General features: G+C 70.6%; 20 protein-coding genes and 1 pseudogene. 9 read left to right on the top strand and 12 right to left on the bottom strand.

The features are described from left to right. The first annotated feature begins 190 nt into the window (after nucleotides 1–190). The 5 genes from OG393_RS18010 to OG393_RS17990 all read left to right on the top strand — a co-directional run bounded on the left by OG393_RS18010 (nucleotide 191) and on the right by OG393_RS17990 (nucleotide 5,586). Nucleotides 191–454, top strand: coding sequence for a GntR family transcriptional regulator (locus OG393_RS18010; RefSeq protein ID WP_327375682.1), 264 nt, complete (start codon nucleotides 191–193; stop codon nucleotides 452–454). Between the two features lie 53 nt (nucleotides 455–507). Further along, nucleotides 508–960, top strand: coding sequence for a nucleoside deaminase (locus OG393_RS18005; protein WP_327375681.1), 453 nt, complete (start codon nucleotides 508–510; stop codon nucleotides 958–960). Further along, nucleotides 953–1,897, top strand: coding sequence for an isopenicillin N synthase family dioxygenase (locus tag OG393_RS18000; RefSeq protein WP_327375680.1), 945 nt, complete (start codon nucleotides 953–955; stop codon nucleotides 1,895–1,897). Before OG393_RS18005 ends, OG393_RS18000 begins: the two co-directional genes overlap by 8 nt. Before the next feature lie 88 nt (nucleotides 1,898–1,985). Further along, nucleotides 1,986–4,046 carry a hypothetical protein gene (locus OG393_RS17995; RefSeq protein WP_327375679.1) on the top strand — a complete coding sequence of 687 codons (2,061 nt, stop codon included), beginning with the start codon at nucleotides 1,986–1,988 and terminating at the stop codon, nucleotides 4,044–4,046. Nucleotides 4,047–4,050: 4 nt separating this feature from the next. Next, nucleotides 4,051–5,586, top strand: coding sequence for an ABC transporter substrate-binding protein (locus OG393_RS17990; RefSeq protein ID WP_327375678.1), 1,536 nt, complete (start codon nucleotides 4,051–4,053; stop codon nucleotides 5,584–5,586). A 33-nt stretch (nucleotides 5,587–5,619) separates the two neighbouring features. On the opposite strand, the gene OG393_RS17985 is transcribed toward OG393_RS17990, so the two are convergent. The 8 genes from OG393_RS17985 to hemL form a co-directional block, all read right to left on the bottom strand. Continuing rightward, nucleotides 5,620–6,147, bottom strand: coding sequence for an SRPBCC domain-containing protein (locus tag OG393_RS17985; protein WP_327375677.1), 528 nt, complete (start codon nucleotides 6,145–6,147; stop codon nucleotides 5,620–5,622). A gap of 108 nt (nucleotides 6,148–6,255) precedes the next feature. After that, complete coding sequence (gene ccsB, locus OG393_RS17980) at nucleotides 6,256–7,338, bottom strand: c-type cytochrome biogenesis protein CcsB (protein ID WP_327375676.1); 1,083 nt, start codon at nucleotides 7,336–7,338, stop codon at nucleotides 6,256–6,258. Then, nucleotides 7,335–9,020, bottom strand: a complete 1,686-nt coding sequence (resB, locus tag OG393_RS17975; protein WP_327375675.1) for a cytochrome c biogenesis protein ResB — start codon at nucleotides 9,018–9,020, stop codon at nucleotides 7,335–7,337. Before resB ends, ccsB begins: the two co-directional genes overlap by 4 nt. Before the next feature lie 5 nt (nucleotides 9,021–9,025). Next, on the bottom strand, nucleotides 9,026–9,733 hold the full coding sequence (locus OG393_RS17970; protein WP_327378466.1) for a cytochrome c biogenesis CcdA family protein: 708 nt from the start codon (nucleotides 9,731–9,733) through the stop codon (nucleotides 9,026–9,028). A gap of 59 nt (nucleotides 9,734–9,792) precedes the next feature. After that, on the bottom strand, nucleotides 9,793–10,398 hold the full coding sequence (locus OG393_RS17965) for a TlpA family protein disulfide reductase (protein ID WP_327375674.1): 606 nt from the start codon (nucleotides 10,396–10,398) through the stop codon (nucleotides 9,793–9,795). A gap of 109 nt (nucleotides 10,399–10,507) precedes the next feature. Further along, entirely contained in the window at nucleotides 10,508–11,773 is a 1,266-nt protein-coding gene (locus OG393_RS17960) for a hypothetical protein (RefSeq protein WP_327375673.1), read from the bottom strand. Between the two features lie 249 nt (nucleotides 11,774–12,022). Continuing rightward, entirely contained in the window at nucleotides 12,023–12,745 is a 723-nt protein-coding gene (locus OG393_RS17955; RefSeq protein ID WP_327375672.1) for a histidine phosphatase family protein, read from the bottom strand. After that, entirely contained in the window at nucleotides 12,742–14,049 is a 1,308-nt protein-coding gene (gene hemL / locus OG393_RS17950; protein ID WP_327375671.1) for a glutamate-1-semialdehyde 2,1-aminomutase, read from the bottom strand. The genes OG393_RS17955 and hemL overlap by 4 nt, the downstream gene beginning before the upstream one ends. Nucleotides 14,050–14,305: 256 nt before the next feature. Between hemL and OG393_RS17945 the strand changes: the two genes are divergently transcribed. Then, the gene (locus OG393_RS17945) at nucleotides 14,306–14,881 is read left to right on the top strand and encodes a hypothetical protein (RefSeq protein ID WP_327375670.1); all 576 of its coding nucleotides are present in this window, start codon (nucleotides 14,306–14,308) and stop codon (nucleotides 14,879–14,881) included. Between the two features lie 67 nt (nucleotides 14,882–14,948). Here OG393_RS17945 and OG393_RS17940 read toward each other — a convergent pair. The 3 genes and pseudogenes from OG393_RS17940 to OG393_RS17930 all read right to left on the bottom strand — a co-directional run. Beyond that, nucleotides 14,949–16,118, bottom strand: a pseudogene (locus tag OG393_RS17940) (tyrosine-type recombinase/integrase); the annotation flags it as partial. Between the two features lie 223 nt (nucleotides 16,119–16,341). Next, nucleotides 16,342–16,926, bottom strand: coding sequence for an HD domain-containing protein (locus tag OG393_RS17935; protein WP_327375669.1), 585 nt, complete (start codon nucleotides 16,924–16,926; stop codon nucleotides 16,342–16,344). 13 nt (nucleotides 16,927–16,939) lie between these two features. Beyond that, nucleotides 16,940–18,055 carry a helix-turn-helix transcriptional regulator gene (locus OG393_RS17930; protein WP_327375668.1) on the bottom strand — a complete coding sequence of 372 codons (1,116 nt, stop codon included), beginning with the start codon at nucleotides 18,053–18,055 and terminating at the stop codon, nucleotides 16,940–16,942. 178 nt (nucleotides 18,056–18,233) lie between these two features. Between OG393_RS17930 and OG393_RS17925 the strand changes: the two genes are divergently transcribed. From OG393_RS17925 to OG393_RS17915, 3 genes are all read left to right on the top strand, one after another. Continuing rightward, on the top strand, nucleotides 18,234–18,713 hold the full coding sequence (locus tag OG393_RS17925) for a hypothetical protein (RefSeq protein WP_327375667.1): 480 nt from the start codon (nucleotides 18,234–18,236) through the stop codon (nucleotides 18,711–18,713). After that, nucleotides 18,710–18,973, top strand: coding sequence for a DUF7848 domain-containing protein (locus OG393_RS17920; protein WP_327375666.1), 264 nt, complete (start codon nucleotides 18,710–18,712; stop codon nucleotides 18,971–18,973). Before OG393_RS17925 ends, OG393_RS17920 begins: the two co-directional genes overlap by 4 nt. Before the next feature lie 107 nt (nucleotides 18,974–19,080). After that, nucleotides 19,081–20,181 (top strand): NAD-dependent epimerase/dehydratase family protein, encoded by a 1,101-nt coding sequence (locus OG393_RS17915; protein ID WP_327375665.1) that lies wholly within the window; start codon nucleotides 19,081–19,083, stop codon nucleotides 20,179–20,181. 16 nt (nucleotides 20,182–20,197) lie between these two features. Here OG393_RS17915 and OG393_RS17910 read toward each other — a convergent pair whose 3' ends face one another. Beyond that, a complete protein-coding gene (locus OG393_RS17910) occupies nucleotides 20,198–21,082 on the bottom strand; it encodes a glycosyltransferase family 2 protein (protein ID WP_327375664.1) in 885 nt (294 codons plus the stop codon). Between the last annotated feature and the right edge of the window lie 98 nt (nucleotides 21,083–21,180).

Genomic DNA, 21,180 nt, shown 5'->3' with positions numbered 1-21,180 from the left:
CCGGCAGCGGTCGTGCCGGCCGACGACGCAGCGCGGTGAACGGAACTCCGGCTCGGGCGCGGCCGTGAGCACGTCGGCCGGCCGGGACGGGCGCACCGCTTCGGCGCTCTCCGGCCTCACCCACCAGCCGTCGCCCGCGCGGTCGCGGTGCGGACCGTCGTGCCCCGCAACGGCTCATCGGGCGGTCCCGGTGAGCCTTGATCCGAAGTCGGGACGCCCTCTGTACATACAGCTTTCCGACCTGATCGCCGAGAAGATCGCGACCGGGGAGTACTCCCCCGATCGGGTGATTCCCACCCCGGGGCGCCTCGCCGAGGATTACGGCATCGCCGTGCTGACCGCGCGCCGGGCCATGCGCGAACTCCGTGAGCGTGGGCTGATCTACACGGTGCCCGGCAAGGGCTCGTACGTCATGCCCGCCGCCGGAGAGAACGCGCACTCCCCGGAGAAGTAGCCCGGCCGGCCACCCCGCGTGAACCGCCGCCCTGGCGGGGAAGAGTCCCGGGCATGGACCAGGAACAGGCACGACAGTGGCTCGCGACCGCGGTCGACGAGGCGCGGACCGGACGCGCCGAGGGCGGAGTCCCCATCGGGGCCGCCCTCTACGGCGTCGACGGCACGCTCCTCGGCCGCGGGCACAACCGGCGCGTGCAGGACGGCGACCCGTCGGCCCACGCCGAGACGGCGGCCTTCCGGGCGGCGGGACGGCAACGCTCCTACCGGGGCACGACGATGGTGACGACGCTGTCACCCTGCTGGTACTGCTCCGGGCTGGTGCGGCAGTTCGGGATCTCCCGGGTGGTCGTCGGGGAGGCGGAGACCTTCCGCGGCGGGCAGGACTGGCTGGCCGGTCACGGGGTGGAGGTCGTCGTGCTCGACGACCCCGAATGCACCGCGCTGATGCGGGAGTTCGTCCGGCGGAACCCGGCCCTGTGGAACGAGGACATCGGCGATGAGTAAGACCGGAAGGCCGGACCGGGCGCGGAGGACGAGCGGGCCGGTCGTTCCCACCATCGACCTGAACGGTGATCCGCGCGGGCAGCGGGCCGCCGTGGACCGGGCCCTGCGCGAGGCCGGCTTCCTGCTCGTCACCGGCCACGGAATCGACCCCGCGCTGCGCACCGGCATCCGTGAGGCCGCCCGCGCCTTCTTCGTCCTGCCCGCGGCCGTCAAGGAGCCGTACGCGGTGCGGGTCGGCGGCCGGGGCTGGCTCGGTCCGGGGGCCGAGGCCAACGCGTACGCCGAGGGCACGGCGACCCCGCCCGACCTCAAGGAGTCGCTCTCCTTCGCGGCCGAGGAGCCCACCGGGGAACCGGCCGTCGACGCCGAGTGGTTCCTGCCGAACACCTGGCCCGCCGAGGTACCCCGGCTGAAGCCGCTGGTGGAGGCGTACCTCGGGCAGATGCGCGCCCTGGCGGACCGCATTCTGGACCGGCTCGGGCCGGCGCTCGGCGAGGACGCCGGCTTCTTCACCCGGCACACCGGGCACCCGACCTTCGGCTTCAACATCAACTGGTACCCGGCGCGGGAGCGGACCGGCGAGCCGGAGCCCGGCCAGTTCCGGATCGGCCCGCACACCGACTTCGGCACGGTCACCCTCCTGGACCGGCAGGCCGGCCGGGGCGGTCTCCAGGTATGCACCGACGCCGACGGCTGGCAGGACGCCCCGTACGACCCCGAGGCACTGACCGTCAACATCGGCGACCTGATGGCGAGCTGGACCGGTGGCCGGTGGCGCTCCGGCCGGCACCGGGTCCTGCCGCCCCCGGCCGACGCGCCCGCCGAGGAACTGATGTCGCTCGTCTACTTCTACGAGTGCGACCCCGGCACCACGATCCACGGCATCGAGTCCCACGCCTATCTGCGGTCGCGGCTGGACGCCATCGCCACCGGATGACAACACCTGCGCAACAGTGCCGGCAAGCCACCTACCCCTCCAACACGCACTCGATAAAGTGGAGTTGACTTGTGACGGGGGGTAACGGGTGGACAGAGAGCTGTACGGCCGCGAGGCGGTCTTCCACGATGCGGGGCTCGCGGCCCGTCTCATCGGCCTGACCCCGTACGCCTTCGCCCGCACCGCCTACGAACACGGCGACGACCCGCCCGTCACCGTCTTCACCGGCGGTCGGGGCATGGGCAAGACCGCCCTGCTCAAGCAACTCCGCAACGCCTACCGGCCGGCCACCCCGCTGGCCCTGCTCGACTGCGCCCACCTCGAGCCGCCCGCCGACCACGGCCCCGGCTGGAACCCTCTCACCGGCGCCCTGGCCGAACTCGCCGTCCAGCTGTCGCCGAAGGTGCACGCGGCCAGGCCCGTGCAGTTCCCCCGGCTCTCGCTCGGCCTGGTCGCGGTCGCCTCCATCGGCTGGTCGCGGGAGGACGACGAACGGGCCCGGCGTGACCTCCAGCGGCTCGGGCCCGTGCTCGCGACCGTCGACGCCGCCAAGGGAGCCGCCGCCAACTGGGTCGGGAAGGTCCTCGCCAAGCTCGCCGCCACCTTCGCCGAGGCGACCGCGCCGATGGCCGGGCTGCTCGCCGAAGCGACCGTCGAGACGGTCCTGGAAGAGGTGTTCGGCCGCTTCCAGCGCACCGCGGAGGGCTGGTACGGCACCTACCGCAACGCCGGTGGCCGTGGCAAGGCCGGACTCCAGCAGCTCGCCGTCGACTTCGGGCAGGGGGGCCGGCGGCGGCGCGAGGCGGAGGACTTCCTCGTCGGCGCGCTGATCGAGGACCTGGGGCGCGCGTACACCGGGCTCACCCGCCGCGGCACCCGCCGCGGCCGGCCGGTCCTGCTTCTCGACAACGCCCATGAACCCCTCGGCCGGCGCCTGGTCGAACCGATCCTGCGAGCCCGCGCCGACGGCCGTCGCGACCATGTCGTCGTCTTCGCGGCCTCCCGCGTCCGCGACCACGACGGCATTCGGCACGCCACCCGCCTGCGCCTGCCGGAGACCGCCCACCGCGCCCCCTGCCCCCGCGGCCCCGACGTCACCTCCGGCATCCTCGCCGTCGAACTCACCCCGCTCTCCCCCGCCCAGACCCAGAGCGCCTTCGACCACGTCGACCCGGCCGGCCGCACACCCGCCGACCTGGCCCGGGGCGTCCACCGGCTGACCGGTGGACGCCCGCTCGGCGTGATCCTGCTCGGGCGGGCCGCGAGCGAGGCCCCGGAGCCCCTCCGCTCCGCCCTCACCCCCGGCGGCCTGCTCGACCTCGGCGTGGAGCTGCGCGAGGACGCCTCGGCGGTCCCGGTCTCCCCGGCCCTCCTCGCGGAACTCCTGCCGGGCGTCCACCCCGGCCCGTTCTCCGTCCTCGCCGCCGCCCACGACGAGGAGTCGGCCCGTCTGCTCGCCCGCACCCGGCTGCGCGGGGAGTCCCTCGACGGCGACATGGCGCTGCGCGTCCGGGACCGGCTGCGCGCCGAGGACTGGCCGGAGAGTCCCGACCACTTCGTGGCCGACCCGCTGCTGCGCGCCCTGCTCCTGCACCGCCTGCGCTTCGAGGACGGCGAGGGCTACGCCACCTGGCGCGCCGTCCACGAGACCCTGCACCGCCACTACGGCGGGGAACCGGCCGGCCCCCACCGGCTGCACCACGAACTCGCCCTGGACCGCACCGAGCACGCCGTCACGCACCTGCGCCTGACCTTCCCCGACCCGGACGTCCTGGGCTGGCTGGGCCGGCTCCGTTTCATCGCCTCGGCGCCCTACCCCCGAAGACGGGACGGGGCCGGAACCGACCCACGGCGCGCGATCGCCCTCGGCCGCCGGCCCGCCGAACAGCTGCCGCCCGCACTCGACGACGGCGCCGCCGAACTCCAGCTGCTCCTCAGACGGCTGCTGCACGCCGTCTGGCTGCTCACCGATCCGCTCGCACTGCCCGACGGCGAGGTGACCGACAAGCTGGCGCACGAGCTACGCCAGCTCTCCGGCCGCCACCTGACCGGCAACAGTCTGCTGTGGGACGCGGCCACCCACTGGCCGAAGGACATCCGTGACTGGCGGGACCTCTCCCTGCCGCCAGGCGCGGAGATCGGAGGCTGAGACCATGGCCGGCAACCGGCTGCGCTACCGCGTCTGGTTCACCACCCGTCAGAAGATCGTCACCACCGTGCTGGTCCTGGCGGTGCTCGGCACGGCGGCCGGCTACGCCGTGGACCGCGTCACCACACCGGAGGACCGTTCCTGCGCCCCGGGCGTCGAACGTCCCGCGGGCAGCACCGAATGCGTCGGCGTCAACGGTGACGGCTACGACTTCGGCGTCGCCGCCCTCACCGGGATCACCCGGGCCATCGCCACGGAGAACGCGACCTTGAAGGCCGACGAGTACGCCACGGTCGCCCTGCTGCTGCCACTGACCTCCACGGACCCCGGCATGGGGATCAAGGTCCTGCACGAGGTGCAGGGCGCCTACGCCCGGCAGTACCGGGCCAACCACGCCTCCAACAGCGAGACCCCCGGGATCCGGCTCGTCCTCGCCAACACCGGCAAGGGCAACGCCCACTGGGAACCCGCCGTCGAGCGGCTCAAGACGATGACGGGCGCGCCCGACCGGCTGCGCGCGGTCTCCGGGGTCGCCACCAGCTCCACCGAGGTGCGGGAGGCGGTCGCGTCCCTGACCGGCGCGGGCATCGCCGTCGTCGGCACCACCATCACCGCCGACGACATCGCCAACGGCCCTGGCGGCAACCGCTACCCCGGTCTGGCCCGCGTCTCCCCCACCAACGGCGACGAGGCCAAGGCCCTGGCCCACTTCGGCAAGGTGGTGGCCGCCAAGGCCCTCCTCGTCCAGGACACCCGGACCGGCGACCACTACACCGACACCCTCAAGACCGCGTTCGCCGCCTCCCTGAGGGGCGCGCCCTACGAACCGCAGCTCTTCACCTCGCCCCCCGACCCGAACGACGAGGGCACCACCGCCAACACCTTCCGTCAGATCACCCACCTGATCTGCGACACGCAGGCGGAGACCGTCTTCTTCGCCGGCCGCCACACCCAGCTGCGCCAGTTCATCAACGCCCTCGGCGCACGGGGCTGTGCCGAGCGGTCCTTCACGATCCTGACCGGTGACGAGGGCTCGTACCTGGGCGCGGACCGCAAGCTCGACCGGACCGCGCTGAAGCGACGGCTGACCGTCCGCTACGCGGCGCTCGCCCACCCGGACGCCTGGAATCCGGCACGGGGCGGCCAGGTGCCGGCGACGGGCGGCTCGACGGCCGCGTACCTGACCTTCCTCGGCGACATCAAGCGGGTGTCGAAGGAGCCGGTCCCGCTCGCCGACGGTCAGGCGATCATCGCCTACGACGCCATGGCCACGGCGGTGCACGCGATCCGTCAGGCGACCCCGGAGGGTGAGCGGTACCCGGACACGGCGGACGTCGCCACCCAGTGGCCCCAGGTCAAGGGCTCCCTCCGGGTCGACGGCGCCGGCGGCTGGATCTGCCTGGACAACTACGGCAATCCGTTCGACAAGGCGGTGCCGATCGTGGAGCTCGCCCAGGACGGCACCCAGAAGTTCGTCCGGATCGCCTGGCCCGAGGGCCATCCCCCCGCCGCGCCCTGCCTCCCGCCGCGACGGGAGTGACAGCCGCCCCGCGGGCCGCCCCGGGCGCGGGGCCTACGGCTCCCACCGGGGCCAGGGCGCCTCGTCGCGCGCGTACAGCTCCCGCAGCTCCTGCCAGCGGTCCGCGTTCCAGGCGGCCCAGTCCGTGGGCGAACCGTCCAGCGCGGCGGCCAGCCGCTCGAAGTGGTCGTGCCAGGCCGCCATCATGTCCAGTTTCTGCTCCGGCGTCCCGCGGAACTCGTTGGTGAAACGCAGCACGGTCGACCCGGCGCCCGCACCACCCGGCTCCAGGTGGAACCGGACCCGGCCGTGCGGCGGATCGACGGTGTACTCGGCCACGGACTCCGGATCCCAGGCCGTGACGCGCCCCGACACCACCGCGTCCCCGTTGAGCCGGTGCAGCGTCAGCAGCCCCCCGAGCCGTGGCTCCATCGGGTCGGCCGCGCACAGCCACTCCCGCATGCCCTCGGCGGTCGCGACGGCCTCCCAGACCCGCGCCACCGGGTGCGGCAGGTCCACCGTGTACCGCAGCAGAAGCACGTCACCGTCGTGGGTACAGCTGCCCGGGGATATCTCGCTCATCTCTCCAGCGTCGCCCCGGGACGCGCGGGACGCGAGCGCGGGCGGGAAGCCCGGACCGAGGGTCCGGACCGCCCGCCCGCGGGAACCCGGGGCCGCCCCGCCGTCGCGTCACACCCCCGCGTAGGAGTGCTTGCTGTTCACGAAGATGTTGACCCCGTAGTAGTTGAAGAGGAAGCAGCCGAACGCGATCAGCGCGATGTAGGCCGCCTTGCGCCCCTTCCAGCCGGCCGTCGCGCGTGCGTGCAGGTACGCCGCGTAACCGACCCACGTGATGAAGGACCAGACCTCCTTGGCGTCCCAGCCCCAGTAGCGTCCCCACGCGTCACCGGCCCAGATGGCGCCGGCGATGATCGTGAAGGTCCACAGCGGGAAGACGGCCGCGTTGACCCGGTACGAGAACGTGTCCAGCGAGGCCGCGGACGGCAGCCGCTCCATCACCGAGCGGGCGAACGCGCCGGGGTTGCCGCCCGTCGCGAGCTTGTTCTCGTAGGAGTCGCGGAAGAGGTAGAGCAGGGTGGCGACCGCGCCCAGGTAGAAGACGGCGCCGCAGAAGATCGCGGTGGAGACGTGGATCCACAGCCAGTACGAGTCCAGCGCCGGCACCAGCTGGTCGCTCGGCGTCTTCAGCCACGTGACGGCCATGCCCAGGTCGAGCAGGACGGTCGTCACCAGCGGCAGACCGATCCACCGGACGTTCTTCCGCGCGAGGAGGAAGCAGAGGTACGCGCCGACGGCCACCGTCGAGAAGGTGGTGGAGAACTCGTACATGTTGCCCCAGGGGGCGCGCTGCACGGAGAGTGCGCGGGCGACGACACCGGATGCCTCGATCAGGAAGGCCAGTGCCGTCAGGGACACCGCGATCCGGCCGTACAGGTCGCCCTTGACGGTGCCGCCCGCCGCGCCGGGGCCGTCCGGGACGTCCCGGGCTCCGGCGGACGAGCGGGTGACGACCCGGGGCTTGTCGAGGACGGCGGTGCCGCCGCCGGTCTGCTTCAGCCGGACGGTGACGTCCGGCCGGCCGGACGTCTCCCGGGTGAGCGCGGCGGCGGTACGGCCCACCTTGCTGCGGCTGCCGAACGCCCACTCGGAGATGTGGGCCAGGAAGGCGAGGGTGTAGACGGCCATCGACGAGTAGATGAGGTAGTCGCTCATCTGCGCCAGGCTCTGGTCGGTCGCGGCGGCGAGGATCACTTGTCAGCCTCTCCAGCTTCGGCAGGTTCTTCTGCGGGTTCCGGTGCGGTCGGCGCCGCCTGTTCGTTGAGCGTGACCGCGAGATCGGCCAGTTCCTCGGGGAGCTTCGCGGACTCGCTCCGGCCCAGACCCGCCATCTCGACGACGGTGACGCCGTCCTCGCCCCGGACGGCCCGGACCCAGACCCGGCGCCGCTGGATGAACAGCGAGCCGGACAGGCCCGCGATGGCGGCGATCGCGCCCGCCAGGGCGAGACCGTTGCCGGGCTGCTGGGAGATCTGGAAGCTGGCCCACTCCTTGACGTCCTTCTCGAAGGTGATCGAGCCGGCGCCGTCCGGCAGCGTCATGGTCTCGCCCGGCAGCAGCCGCTGCGCGAGCTTGTTGCCGTCCGCGTCCTTGAACTGGGTCATCTTGGACTTGTCGAGCTGGTACACGTTCTGCGGCAGCCCGGAGTCCACCCGGAGGTCGCCGTGGAACCCGGTCAGCGCCATCACCGGGAAGTCGAGGCCCGGGAACTGCGAGAACATGGTGCCCTTGCCCGCGCCGGCGAACGTCGGCACGAAGAACGCCTGGAAGCCCAGCTGCTCCCGCTTGCCGTTCTTGTCGCGGTAGCCGTCCATCACCTTGATCGCGCCGGTGGAGGTGATGTTGTTGTCGATCGGCAGCAGCGGGACGGCCCCCTGGTACACGAGCTCGCCGCGGCCGTCCTTGACCGTGACGACGGGCGCGTAGCCGTGGGCGATCAGGTAGACCTTGGACCCGCCGACCACGAGCGGCTGGTTGACCCGGATGACCGCCTTCTTGTCGGCGCCGCCCGCCTCGGAGTACGTGACGGCCGCCTCGAAGGTTCGCGGGGTACCGCGCTGAGGACCGTCCTTCTGGTACGTACCGGTGAAGCCGTCCAGGCGGAAGCCGAACGGGGCGAGGTCGTCGGTGCTGTAGAGCGAGCCGGACTTGAAGTCGTCGTACTGGGTGAGCGTGTTGGAGAAGCCGTCGCCCTCGACGATCAGCTTGCCGCCCTCGGACTTGAAGAGCTGGCCGGTCGCGAAGGCCACCAGCATCACGATCAGGGCGATGTGGAAGACCAGGTTCCCGGCCTCGCGCAGATAGCCCTTCTCCGCGGCCACCGCGTTCCCGACGGTGTGGGCCCGGAAACGACGGCCCTTGAGCAGCGCGAGCGCCGCCTCCCGGACCTCCTCGGGTCCGGCCTCGGTGCGCCAGGTGGTGTACGCCGGCAGACGGGTCAGACGCCCCGGTGCGCCCGGCGGGCGTCCCCGGAGCTGGCCGACGAACTGCCGGCTGCGCGGCACGATGCAGCCGATGAGGGAGACGAACAGCAGGATGTAGATCGCGGAGAACCACACCGAGCTGTAGACGTCGAAGAGCTGGAGCTTCTCGTAGACCGGCGTGAGCGTCTGGTGGGCGTCCTTGAAGGCCCTCACCTTCAGCTCGTCCACGCTGTTCTGCGGGATGAGCGAGCCCGGGATCGCACCGAGGGAGAGCAGGAAGAGCAGGAGCAGCGCGACCCGCATCGAGGTCAGCTGGCGCCAGAGCCAGCGGATCCAGCCGGTCACCCCGAGGACGGGGCCACCGACGGCGGTCTCCTCGCGGGGGGCCGTGGACAACCGCGCTCCGGGGTCGCCCGGATCTCGCGTCTCGGTCTCGGTCTCGGTCTTGCCCATGGAACTCAGATCCCCACCGTGAAGCCTTCGGACCAGCTCTGCATCTGGGACACCATGCTGTCCCACGCTCCTGTGAGGAGGAGCAGACCGGTCAGGATCATCATGCCGCCACCGATCCGCATGACCCACGCGTAGTGCTTCTTGACCCGCCCGAACGCGCCGAGTGCCTTGCGGAACGCGATCGCGGCGAGGATGAAAGGCACCCCGAGACCGAGGCAGTACGCGATGGTGAGCAGGGCGCCCCGCCCCGCGCTGGCCTGGTCGAACGCGAGCATGTTCACCGAGGTGAGCGTCGGCCCCAGGCATGGTGTCCAGCCGATCCCGAAGAGCGCGCCGAGCAGCGGGGCGCCCGCCAGGCCGGTGACGGGCCGCTTGTGGAACCGGAACTCCCGCTGGCTGAGCCAGGGCATCAGTCCCATGAAGAAGACACCCAGCAGGATCATGAGGACACCGAGCACGCGGGAGAAGGTGTCCTGGTACTGCTGGAGCGTGGAACCGAAGTATCCGAAGAGCGCACCGCCGGAGACGAACACGGCGGTGAACCCGAGGACGAAGAGCGAGGCGCCCACGACCATCCGGCCGCGCCGGGCCTCGGCGAGATCGGTGCCGCTGACGCCCGTGACGTAGGAGAGGTAGCCGGGGACGAGCGGCAGGACGCAGGGCGAGAAGAAGGAGACCAGTCCGCCGAGGACGGCGACGGGCAGCGCGAGCATCAGCGCGCCGCTGTAGACGGTCTCGTTGCGGCCGACCTCGGCGGCGAGTGCGAGCACGGTCACTTCTCCGCGACGAGCGGGTCGATCATGGAACGGAGCTTCTCCTCGTCGAGCGCCTGCAGCGCGCGTGCGGCGATCTTGCCGTCCTTGTCGAGGGCGATCGTCGTGGGGATGCCCTGGGGGTTGAGCGTGCCCTTGGGGAATCCGGAGAGGATCAGTCTGCCCTGCGGGTCGTAGAGACTCGGGTAGGTGATGCCGTGCGCCTCCTCGAAGGCGAGAGCCGGCTGCTTGTTGTAGTCGCGGGTGTTGATCCCGACGAACTCCACGCCCTTGTCGGCCAGGTCGTCCGAGACCTTGACGAAGTGCTTGGCCTCCGCGCGGCAGGGACCGCACCAGGAACCCCACAGGTTGAGGACGACGACCTTGCCCTTGAGGTCCGCGACGTCGAGCTTCGTGCCGTCGAGGGTCTCGCCCGACAGCGCGCCGGGGGCCCGCCGGTCGCCCTTGGCGACGATGTCGACACCGCCGGAGCTCCGGACGAAGTTGGTTCCGCCTCCGCCACCGGACGCCGTGCTGCCGCCGGACGTGCAGGCCGACAGGACGAGGGCGGCCGTCAGCGTTCCTACTGCGAGCAGGGTGCTTCGAGGGGTACGGCTCAGGCTCATGTGAAAAGTTTCGCATGGGCGTTCCAGGGATCTTGGGCACCCCCCACAGGACAGCCCTTAGGTGCCCATAAAGCCCTTTGTCAAGAGGATCTAAGGGGCGTACGAGCGCTTACGGGGCCTGGGTGGCGGGGACTCGGGCGGGGCGCAGAAAGGCGTTCCAGCCGCCCGTCGGGGCCTGGCCGACGTCCAGCGTGCGGAGCCGTTCGAGGATCGCGGGGTCCTGCACGTCGAGCCAGTCCGCGAACTGGCGGAAGGACACCAGGCGGACGTCCTTCCTGCCCGCCATCACCTTCAGGGCCTGCTCGACGGCGTCCATGTAGATGCCGCCGTTCCACTGCTCGAAGTGGTTGCCGACGAAGAACGGGGCGCGGTTGGACGCGTAGGCGCGGTCGAAGCCGGCGAGGTACGCCTCGGTGGCCTGTTTGCGCCAGCCCGGGTAGCGCGCGGGTACGCCCTGGGTGGTGTTCTTCGACTGGTTGGCGAGCATGTTGTAGTCCATCGAGAGGACCTCGAAGGAGTGGCCCGGGAAGGGCACCGCCTGAAGCGGGAGATCCCAGATGCCCCGGCGCTTGGCCGGCCAGGTCTGGCGGCCTCCGGGCGAGCTGGCGTCGTAGCGCCAGCCCAGGCGCTTCGCCGTGGGGAGCAGCTTGTCCTGACCGAGCAGGCAGGGAGTGCGTCCGCCGACCAGTTCCTTCTGGTAGTCGAAGGGCAGCGGGTCGAGGTCGGTCCAGCCGCTGTTCGTCTTCCACTGGGTGACGAACGCCATGGCCTGGTCGATCTCGCTCTGCCACTGGGCGGGCGTCCAGTTGCCGACCGAGCCGGAACCGCCGCAGAAGTGGCCGTTGAAGTGGGTGCCTATCTCGTGGCCGTCGAGCCATGCCTGCCGGACGTGCCTGAGCGTCTCCTTGATGTGCTCGTCGGTCAGGTAGCCGATGTCGGAGGCGCCGACGCGGTTGTTCGGCGGACGGTAGAGGTCCTTCTTCGACTCGGGAAGCAGATAGATCCCGGAGAGGAAGAAGGTCATCGCCGCGTCGTGGTTCCGGGCGAGTTCGAGGAAGCGCGGGAAGAGTCCGTTGCCGACCTCGCCGGCGCCGTCCCAGGAGAAGATCACGAACTGCGGGGGCGTCTGTCCGGGTTCGAGCGGGACGGGCGCGTCGGGCTGGTGCGGCTGCCTTCCGGTGTCGGCGGTGGAGCCGTCACCGATCAGCCGGACCTCCCCGGTGGGCGACGGGCTCGGCGACGCCGGGACGTCACCTCCCTTACCCTCGGCGGAACGTCCTGACTTGTCCTGATTCACGAAGCCGCATCCGGCGACTCCGAGCGCCGCCGCTCCGACACCCGCCCCGATGAGGCCCCTTCGACTGATCCCGCGCATGACGTCCCCATTCGCGCTTGCGTATGACCCCACAGTCATCCGAACCGGCAATGAGTGAGATGCGGGGAGGAACCAGAAGGTTCCGGGAAATAGCACAAAAATCTCAAGGCGACCGGATGACGTGACGTCATCCGATCGCCTTGGCGGTGTACCCGCGGAACACCGCGTCACACACCGCGGCGCCGGTCCGGAACGACCGAGGCTCCGGGGCTGTGCTCAGAGCCTGTCGGGTGGCCTCCGACCGGGCGGTCAGGCCCCGAACGCCTTCGACTTCCCCTTGACCGGCTTCGCCCCCGCGAGCAGGTGCGCCGGGACGAGGTCCCTGGCCGGCTCGCTGTACCCGACCGACACGATCCTGTCGCCCCGGTAGGTGAACGAGGTCAGCGAGGCCAGCGTGCACTGCCGGCGCCTCGGGTCGTGCCACAACGTCCGCTTCTCCACGAAGCTGCGCACGATCCAGATCGGCAGCTGGTGGCTGACGCAGACCGCCTCGTGACCGCGGGCCGCGTCCTTCGCCGCGTCCAGCGCGCCCATCATCCGGACGACCTGCTCGACGTACGGCTCACCCCAGGAGGGCTTGAACGGGTTGGTCAGGTGCTTCCAGTTGCCCGGCTTGCGCAGGGCCCCGTCCCCGACACCGAAGGTCTTGCCCTCGAAGACGTTGGCGGCCTCGATCAGGCGCCCGTCCGTGGCCAGATCCAGACCGTGGCTCTTGGCGACCGGCTCCGCGGTCTCCTGCGCACGCTCCAGCGGCGAGGCGACGACATGGGTGATGTCCCGGTCCGCCAGGTGCTCCGCGACCCGGTCCGCCATGCGACGGCCGAGCTCGGACAGGTGGTATCCGGGACGGCGCCCGTACAGCACGCCGTCGGGGTTGTGCACCTCGCCGTGGCGCATCAGGTGGACGACCGTGATGTCGTCCTGCCCGGGGAGCCTGTTCGGCAGGCCGCTGTCGACACGCTCGACGCTCATGCGGTGGCCTCCGCGGCGGCACGGGCGGCGGCGGGCAGGGCGGCGGCGACGCGCTCGACCGCCCGCTCGTCGTGGGCCGTGGAGACGAACCAGGACTCGAAGGCGGACGGCGGCAGGTAGACGCCGTCCGCCAGCATCGAGTGGAAGAACGCGTTGAAGCGGAAGGCTTCCTGCTTCTTCGCGTCCTCGTAGTCGCGCACCTCGTCCGCCGTGAAGAACACCGAGAACATGTTGGAGGCGGTCTGCAAGCGGTGCGCGACGCCCTCCTTGGCGAGCGCGCCGGTGACGAGCCCCCGGATCTCCTCCGAGACCGCGTCGACCGTCCGGTAGGCGGCCTGGTCGAGCAGCCGCAGCTGGGCGAGGCCCGCGGCCGTGGCGACCGGGTTTCCGGACAGGGTGCCCGCCTGGTAGACCGGCCCGGCCGGGGCGAGGTGTCCCATGACGTCCGCACGGCCGCCGAAGGCCGCGGCCGGGAAGCCGCCGCCCATCACCTTGCCGAAGGTCATCAGGTCCGGCGCCACGCCGTCGACGCCGTACCAGCCCGCCCGCGAGGTCCGGAAACCGGTCATGACCTCGTCGGAGACGAAGAGCGCACCGTTCTCCCGGCACAGGTCGGCGAGGCCCTGGTTGAAACCGTCGGCCGGCGGGACGACGCCCATGTTGCCCGGCGACGCCTCGGTGATCACGCAGGCGATCTCGCCCGGGTGCGCGGCGAACGCCGCCCGGACCGCCTCCAGGTCGTTGTACGGCAGGACGATGGTGTCCCCGGCCTGCGCGCCGGTCACGCCGGGCGTGTCGGGCAGTCCGAAGGTGGCCACGCCGGAGCCGGCCGCGGCCAGCAGCGCGTCCACGTGGCCGTGGTAGCAGCCGGCGAACTTGACGACCTTCGCCCGGCCGGTGAAACCACGGGCCAGACGGATCGCCGACATCGTGGCCTCCGTGCCGGAGGACACCAGACGGACCTGTTCGACCGGCTCGATCCGGGCGACGATCTCCTCGGCGAGGGCCACCTCCCCCTCGCCCGGCGTGCCGAACGAGGTGCCGCGGGCGACGGCCTCCTGCACCGCGGCGACCACCTCGGGGTGGGAATGGCCGAGGATCATCGGCCCCCACGAGCAGACGAGGTCGACATATTCACGACCGTCCGCGTCGGTGAGGTACGGGCCGGTACCGGACACCATGAATCGGGGCGTTCCGCCCACGGCCCGGAAGGCGCGCACCGGCGAGTTCACGCCGCCGGGCGTCACGAGGGACGCGCGGTCGAACAGCGTCTGTGAGACTGGGGCTTCGTATGAATACGGCACTGTGGTCCTGACCTGCGAGTACGGCTCTGAGTACGGAAGGAGTGCGTGGGCACCCTGTGCGTCACGCCGGGGCGTAGGTGCTCCGCGTCTGCGAAACTGGGGCGTCATAGGGGTGGCTCACGGAATCCATGGTGTCAGAGGGCCCGACGTTCTTGCGGACAGGTGTTTCACCGCGAGAGCGTGGGGGAGGTCACTGACACGGTGATCGGGTTGCGCGACGCGGATCGCGCTGCCAAAAAAGCAGTCGGGTGGAGATATGCATCGCGGTGGCGGACTGGGCGAGGGGACCGACGACCTGGGTCCCGAGCCTGCCCGGCGGGGGAAACACCGGCGACGGCGTACGGAGGAACCCGCGGGACCGACGGAACCCACGACAGGGAGCGGAAGTGGCCGGTTGGGGGTGACGTACAAGTACTTCGGCGCACCCGACGGCGCCACGGCGGCCCGCGTCCCGATCTCGATGCGCCCGGAGGAACTCGGCGGCGACGAGCTCGGTATGGGCGGCATGTTCACCAAGATCAAGCCGGAGACCATAGCCGCGATGGTGCTCACCGGCATCCAGGGCCTGCCCCTGCACAAGGTGCCCCCGCTGGAACTGGTGGTCCTCCACCCGGACTACGCGGTGGTGAAACTGCCCATGACCGTGGTCGACCCGCTGCGGGGCATCGGCGAGGAATCGGTCGGCGCGGCGGCCTTCATCTGGTCCACCGTCCCCGACCGCGGCGGCCCGCGGGACGCTTTCGACGTCTACCGGTTGCTGCACGAATGGCAGGACTTCTCGGTACGTCTGCACGAGGCCGGGCACCAGCCGTACTGCCTGGTGTGGCCCTGACCTGGGGTTTCAGTGGTTTTCGGGCAGGGTTTCGGACCCCGCCCCCGTCATGTGCGGAGAGAGGCCGTCAGGCGGCCAGGGCACATTGAGGGCACATGGGTTTCGCTGGGGGCACTGATGTGCCCTGGGCTTCGCCGGTTTCCTGGGTCTCCGGTTCCGTGAAGGCGTCGTCGATCGCCTTACGGGTGCGGATCTCGCTGGACGGCAGCAGGTGCGTATACGGCCGCAGCGTGAAGCCCGGGTCCGAGTGGCCGAGGTACTCGGAGAGCGCCTTGATGCTCTCCCCCGCGTCCAGGAGCACGGAGGCGTACGCGTGCCGGAGGGCGTGCATGCCGTCTTCCGGAGCCGCCTGGAGGTAGCGCGCCCCGCGCTCTCGGGGAGGGATCACGCCGGCGGCGGCAAGGGCGCGCTTCCAGTCACCCATGTTGAAGACGCTGCGGCTGTAGGCCCGCCCCTTCTTGTCGGCGAAGAGGAGGCGGAAGGTTTTCGGCTCGCCGTCCGGCTTGCCCCACGGCAGGATGACGTCGACCGGCGGGAACTCCTTCATGTGCGCCCTGAGGGCTGCGGCGAGCTGAGCCGACAGGGGCACTGACCGGATCCTGTTGCCCTTGGGCAGAGCGAAGACGGGCTTCGTACCGACCAGCCGCACCTGGCGGTTGACGTGGATCCATCCGCCCTTGAAGTCGATGTCCTCGACGGCGAAGCCGAACACCTCGCCCTGCCGCAGACCGCAGCCGAAGGCGAGCTTACCCCCGGCCTGGAAGCGCTTCGGCAGTTCGGTGATGACCGCGCGGACGCGCTCCAGCGACCAAGGGATGATCTTCTTCTTGGTCGCGGTCGGGAGCTTGACCGACTTCGCCTTGCACGGGTTCTTCGGCAGCAGCCCGTCCTCCACCGCCGCGCCGAGGATGCTGGAGAGGATGTCGAAGATGCCCTCGATCGTCGACACCTCCAGGCCGCCGTCCTGGAGTGTGCGGATCCAACCCTGGATGACCGAGGGCTGGTTGAGGGATCGCAGCTCGCGTCGGCCGAGGTGCTCGGTGATGTGGTTGCGGACCGTCGCCTCATAGCGGAGCGCAGTCGTCGGGCCGACGGAGTTCGCGTCGAGCCACTTCTGTGCGTAGGCGTCGAGCGTCTGCTTCGTCTCGGCGGGGACGACGTAGGAGCCCTGCCGGATCTCGACGTCGACCTCGGCGGCGCGGTTGTCCGCCTCGGCCTTCGTGTGGAAGTTCTCCTTTCACGGCAGCCCGCGCGTACAACAGCGTCGGAGCAGATCACAGAGCGGCGCCGACGTGGCTAGTGGCGCCCGCTGACGGTCGGACGCGCATGCGAAGCTCCGGCGGCCAGCACGATCCCCGCCAGCACGCTGCAGTGGCCGACATCAGAGCCATGGCCCCCAACCGTGGCCATGTCCGCACAGGCGAAGGCGGCAGCGAGAAACATCAGCGGTATGAACAGGATCAAGGCGTCGGCTCTTCGCCCATGGCGGTACGCAGCCAGTCGAGGGAGTCCATGCCGAGCAGTTCGTCGGCGAGCCGGTTCGCGGACTCGGTGGTGAGGCGGGCCCGGCTGTTGTCGATCCAGCGCTGGGCGTTCTGGTAGCCCTGGGCCTTGTACTCGATGCCCTGCAGCAGGCATTCGAGTTTGTCGGCATCGCGGGCGCACAGCGTTTCGGCTGACTCCTTGGCCTCGTACTCCGCGACCAGCTCCCGGATGGTGGAGGCGAGCAGCTCCGGCATGCCCTTGGTCTGGTCGGCGGTGACGGCTTCCGGGTCGGTTCCCTCGGCGTACTTCTTGCCGAGGTGGTTCACGTCGCCGGTGCGGGTTTCCTGGGAGTCGTGCCAGACCGCGAGGAACGCGGCCCGCGCCGGGTCCGCGCCTTCCAGCTTGGCGATGACCGAGGCAATCAGCGAGGTGCGCCAGGAGTGCTCGGCCACACTCTCGGGGTCGCGGACACCGGCCATCCACCAGCCGGTGCGCCTGGCCTGCTTGAGCGTCCCCGCCTCGTACAGGAATCGGGCCACCGCGGACAGGTCGTCTGCCACCGTCCGTCTCCTCTCACGCCCCTGCGAGGCGGATCGCGTACCGGATGCTCTCCAGCTCGTGGCGTGCACGCGCCGACAGCTCCTGGCTATCCAACATCATCGGAAGTCGGTCGTGCAGGGTCCGGGCCACCGCACCGGAACGCAGCAGGTTGGGGCGGATCGTGAGCAGCGCCCACAGGCTGTGGATGTTCAGGTCGAGATACCCGTGCTGAGGCGCGAGGCCGTGTGCGAGGTGGGCCAGGAGCTTGTGGCCGGGCCACGGGCCGGGCGTACGTGAGGCGATGAAGTCGTCGGACAGTTCGAGATGCGGGGCCTCGCCGATCCAGTAGGCCCAGTAGTTGAGGTTGGCGGCCTCCCCCGCGTCGTCGTCCGCGAGCGCGGAGTCGATGAAGTGGCTCATCCGGTCAAGGTCGCCTTGGCGGGCCGCCACGGCGGCGACAGAGCGGGCGTTGAGCCACTGCGTCAGCCAGTCGTTCGGCCGCTCGGTGCCCTGTTGGTGGGCGAGCCAGTCCGAGGTGTCGGCCTGGTCGTCGTAGCCCGACAGGTACAGGGCCTGGCGACGCAGAAGGAACTGACTCTCCTCACGTGCCTGTTCGACCGCGCCGCGCATGCGCGTGAAGAACCGGCGACGGTCTTCGGACGACAGCTCCGGGGCCGAGGGAACCGGCCCACGCCGTGGCCGGGGCGGTGCGGGAAGATCGCGGACCGGCTGCGGCGGTACACCTGTGAGGGGCCAGGACAGCACTTCAACCAAGTCTCGCTGCAAGACCCACGCACCGAGCGGGCTCTCGTCGACCGGCGCCGCGTCGTCCAGGGAGCTGCCCAGAAGGACATCGGCCTCCATGGCACGTTCGAGTGTCCGCAGCAGTGCCGGAGCGGTGCCCAGCTGCAGGAGCCGGTGTCGGTGCCCGAGCATCTGCCCGACGGGGACGGCAGTGAGCGGGCGCCGGCCGGATTCCCAGCCCGCAATCGTGTCGGCGGCCACCCGTAACCGCTCTGCCACCGACTCCTGCGTCTGCCCCAACTGCTCACGGAGGAGCCGGAATACGTAGCCGGAGATGATCCCCGAACGGGGGCGGGCGGCCGTTCCCTGACTACCGGTCAGGGTTGGCCGGGAACTTGACGGCATGACACCCCCATTCCCCTGCGGGCCGCGGCTGACCACCCGTACTGGTGGTCACTTCAAGCAGAGATCACCGCTGCCTACCGTCGTACCCATCGACCACTGAGCGTAATAGGGAGAGAGCCGGTATGAACGTCGTTACGAATGTGGGTGCGCGGTGATGCCGCAGGAGCCGACGGACAGGATGATCTCCGAATGGCTCGTACAGGCGCATCCGATGCCAGGCCGGGCGCTGTCAGAGTGGTCGACCCGGACGGTGGCGCTGCTGCCGCTGGGCCGTCTGCTCGCTGCGGTGCGGATCGAGGAGAGGCTGGTGCACGCCGCCGCCGGGAGCGACGAACCCAACGCGGTGGCCGACTACTTGGCCGGGCGGCTCCAGCTCGGCCCGGTGATCCACGACAGCGGAAACCGCCACTACTACGCCCTGGTCCCCGCGGATGCCGGACGGAAAGTTGAGCAGCCCGGCGTACGGCACCTGGGAGTCGGTACCTGGGTGGGGATCCCCTGCCCCGATCGCACCCAACCGCCCGGCACGTACTGGTCGGTCGCCCCGCGGACACCGGCCCGCCTGTGCCACCTGGCAGATGTCGCCGACGTAGCGAACACCGGCCGAGGTCGCCTTGCCGCCTTGACGTCGGTCAGGGGAACGGAGGCCGCGGAATGAACGCGGGCACCGTGTACCGATTCGCCGACTGGACCATCGGACGGGACCGCGCACCGGGCGTCTCGGCGCCGATCCGGGAGATGGAGTGCACCACGTGCCTGGAACGCTCGGAGCCCGGCACCAGCCAACTCCAGCCGGACAGATGGGCTCTGGCACATGCAGGGACCACCGGGCACACAGGCTTCCGGGAGATCGTGACCGTCTTCCTGCGCGTCACCCCGGCACCGGGCAACCCGCTGCACCGAGCGACACCAGCGTGACTCGCGGCAGGCGACCACCGGCGCGAGTCACGCCTTCACCCGCACGCATCAGCCCATCGGGCCGCTTACCCGCCGATGCGCGCCACCCTCTGACGCCAGGAGGCACTGTGCAGGCTACGCACGACGATCTGACCGCAGAACTGTGCGGCCGAACCGTATTGGTAACGGGTGGAGGCGGGCTGATCGGCAGCCGCATCGCGGCTCACCTGCGCGAGGTGGGAGCGCGTCCGGTGAGCCTGTGCCGTCTGGATGCCTACCCACTGTCGGCGTACCGGTTGTTGTTCGGCGTCGATGAGGACGATGCGGACTTCGCCGTCGGCGATGTCACCGACGCCAAGCTGGTGCGGCGTCTGGTCGCTGACTGTGACTACGTCATCCACGCCGCCGCACTCGCCGACGTGGCCGCCTGCACCCGCCACCCGATGAACGCGATCACCACCAACGTAATCGGCACCCAGACCGTGCTGGACGCCGTGGCCGCCTGCGAGCGGGTGCGCCGCTTCTGCTACGTCTCCTCGGCCAGCGTCTACGGCAATGGCAACCGCGACGAGCGCCCCGCCTGTGCGGAGACCCGCTCGATGCGCCAACTCCTTGAGGCGGTCTACGGACACATGCCGCCCTGCTTCGGCGAGAGCGCCGTGCTGCAGCCGCTGTCCGTGTACGCCAACACCAAACTGTGGGGCGAGTTCCAGACCGCGCTCCACCTGGCCCAGGTCGGTACCTCGTACGCGATCGTGCGCTACTTCTCCGTGTACGGGGATCCGCAGACCGTCAAACGCGGCTCCCACTCCTGGGTGGTCGCCTGGTTCGCCGCCCGCGCCGCCCTCGGGCTGCCGCTGCACCTCAACGGCGGCGGGCACCAGGTCCGCGACCTGATCCACGTCGACGACGTCGCCGCGGGAACGGTGCGGGCGCTGGTCGCGCCGCGAGCACACAATGAGACAGTCAACTTGGGCACCGGGCACGCCACGACGATCCGCCAGGTGGCCGAGCAGGTCCAACAGCACTATCCGCGGACTCAGTTCATGGAGACCCCGATGCCGCCGGGAGACCCACAGGGAGGCTACGCGGCCATAGGCCGGATGCGGCACCTGCTGGACTGGCAGCCCGCGATCACGGTCGAGGAGGGAATCGCCCGCTACACCGCGTGGCTTCAGCGCACCCCACAGGCGATCCCCGACTGGCTGCGGCAGACCGCACCCGCGTGACGTCATCCGGGCCGCGTCAGATCACAGGCGGGCGGCCGAGCCGGGTCATGCGCACCACTGTGCGCCAGCGCATCGGGCGCCGCTCGCCGCACGACGTGCGCCAGCCTTCGAGGAAACCGCCCGCCCAGGCCCGCAGCCCGCCCAGTGATCGCGTACGCAGCAGGGTGATCAGCGTCCAGATGCCCAAGTGCACGGGGACCAGCGGAAGCGGCAGGCGACGCCGGGCCAGCCAGACGCGGTTGCGGGCGGTAAAGCGGTAGTAGACGGCATGGCGAGCTGGGGAGGTCTTGGGGTGCTGCAGCAACAGGCCAGGCTCGTAAAGAATCTTCCAGTCCGCGTCCAGGGCCCGCCAGGCCAGATCGGTCTCCTCGTGGGTGAAGAAGAAATCCGCCGGCCAGTCGCCGATCTCGTTCAGCATCCGCATCGAGAACGCGTGCCCACCACCGAGGAATCCGGTCACCAGACCCCGGCGCATCGGATCTCGCCCGCCGGGGCGCGGGACATGCCGCGACTGCGTCTCGCCGTGCTCGTCGGCGACGCGAAAGCCCACGATGCCGAGGCGGGGATCGGCAGCGAACTGGCGCCGCACCTGGTCGAACACCTCGGTCTGGACGAGCAGCCCGTCGTCGTCGAGTTCGATCACGACGTCAATGTCACCGAAGGCGCGCAGTCGGGCGATGCCGACGTTCCGGCCGCCTGGGCAGCCCAGGTTCTCTTCCAGCTCCAGGACCGTGACCTCGCCGGGCAGACCCGGGAAGTCGGGCAGCGGCGTGCCATTGCCGACGATCACGATCCGATCGGGTGGCGTGTCCTGCTTGGCCACCGAAGCCAGAAGCGCCTCGACCTCGGCAGGCCGGTTGCCCATGGTCACCACGACCACACCCACACGCGGCTCAGACACAGCGGCCACTCCCAGCTTGCTCGGCGGCGGTGCCCGCGATCGTAGTCCTTCACCCGCACGTCCCTCGCCCGTCACCACTCGTTCAAGAGAGGCTCCGC

The organism is Streptomyces sp. NBC_01216 (assembly GCF_035994945.1).
Taxonomy (GTDB): domain Bacteria; phylum Actinomycetota; class Actinomycetes; order Streptomycetales; family Streptomycetaceae; genus Streptomyces.
Note: the sequence above shows the minus strand (reverse complement) of the source record. Positions and strands in the feature narration are given on the sequence as shown.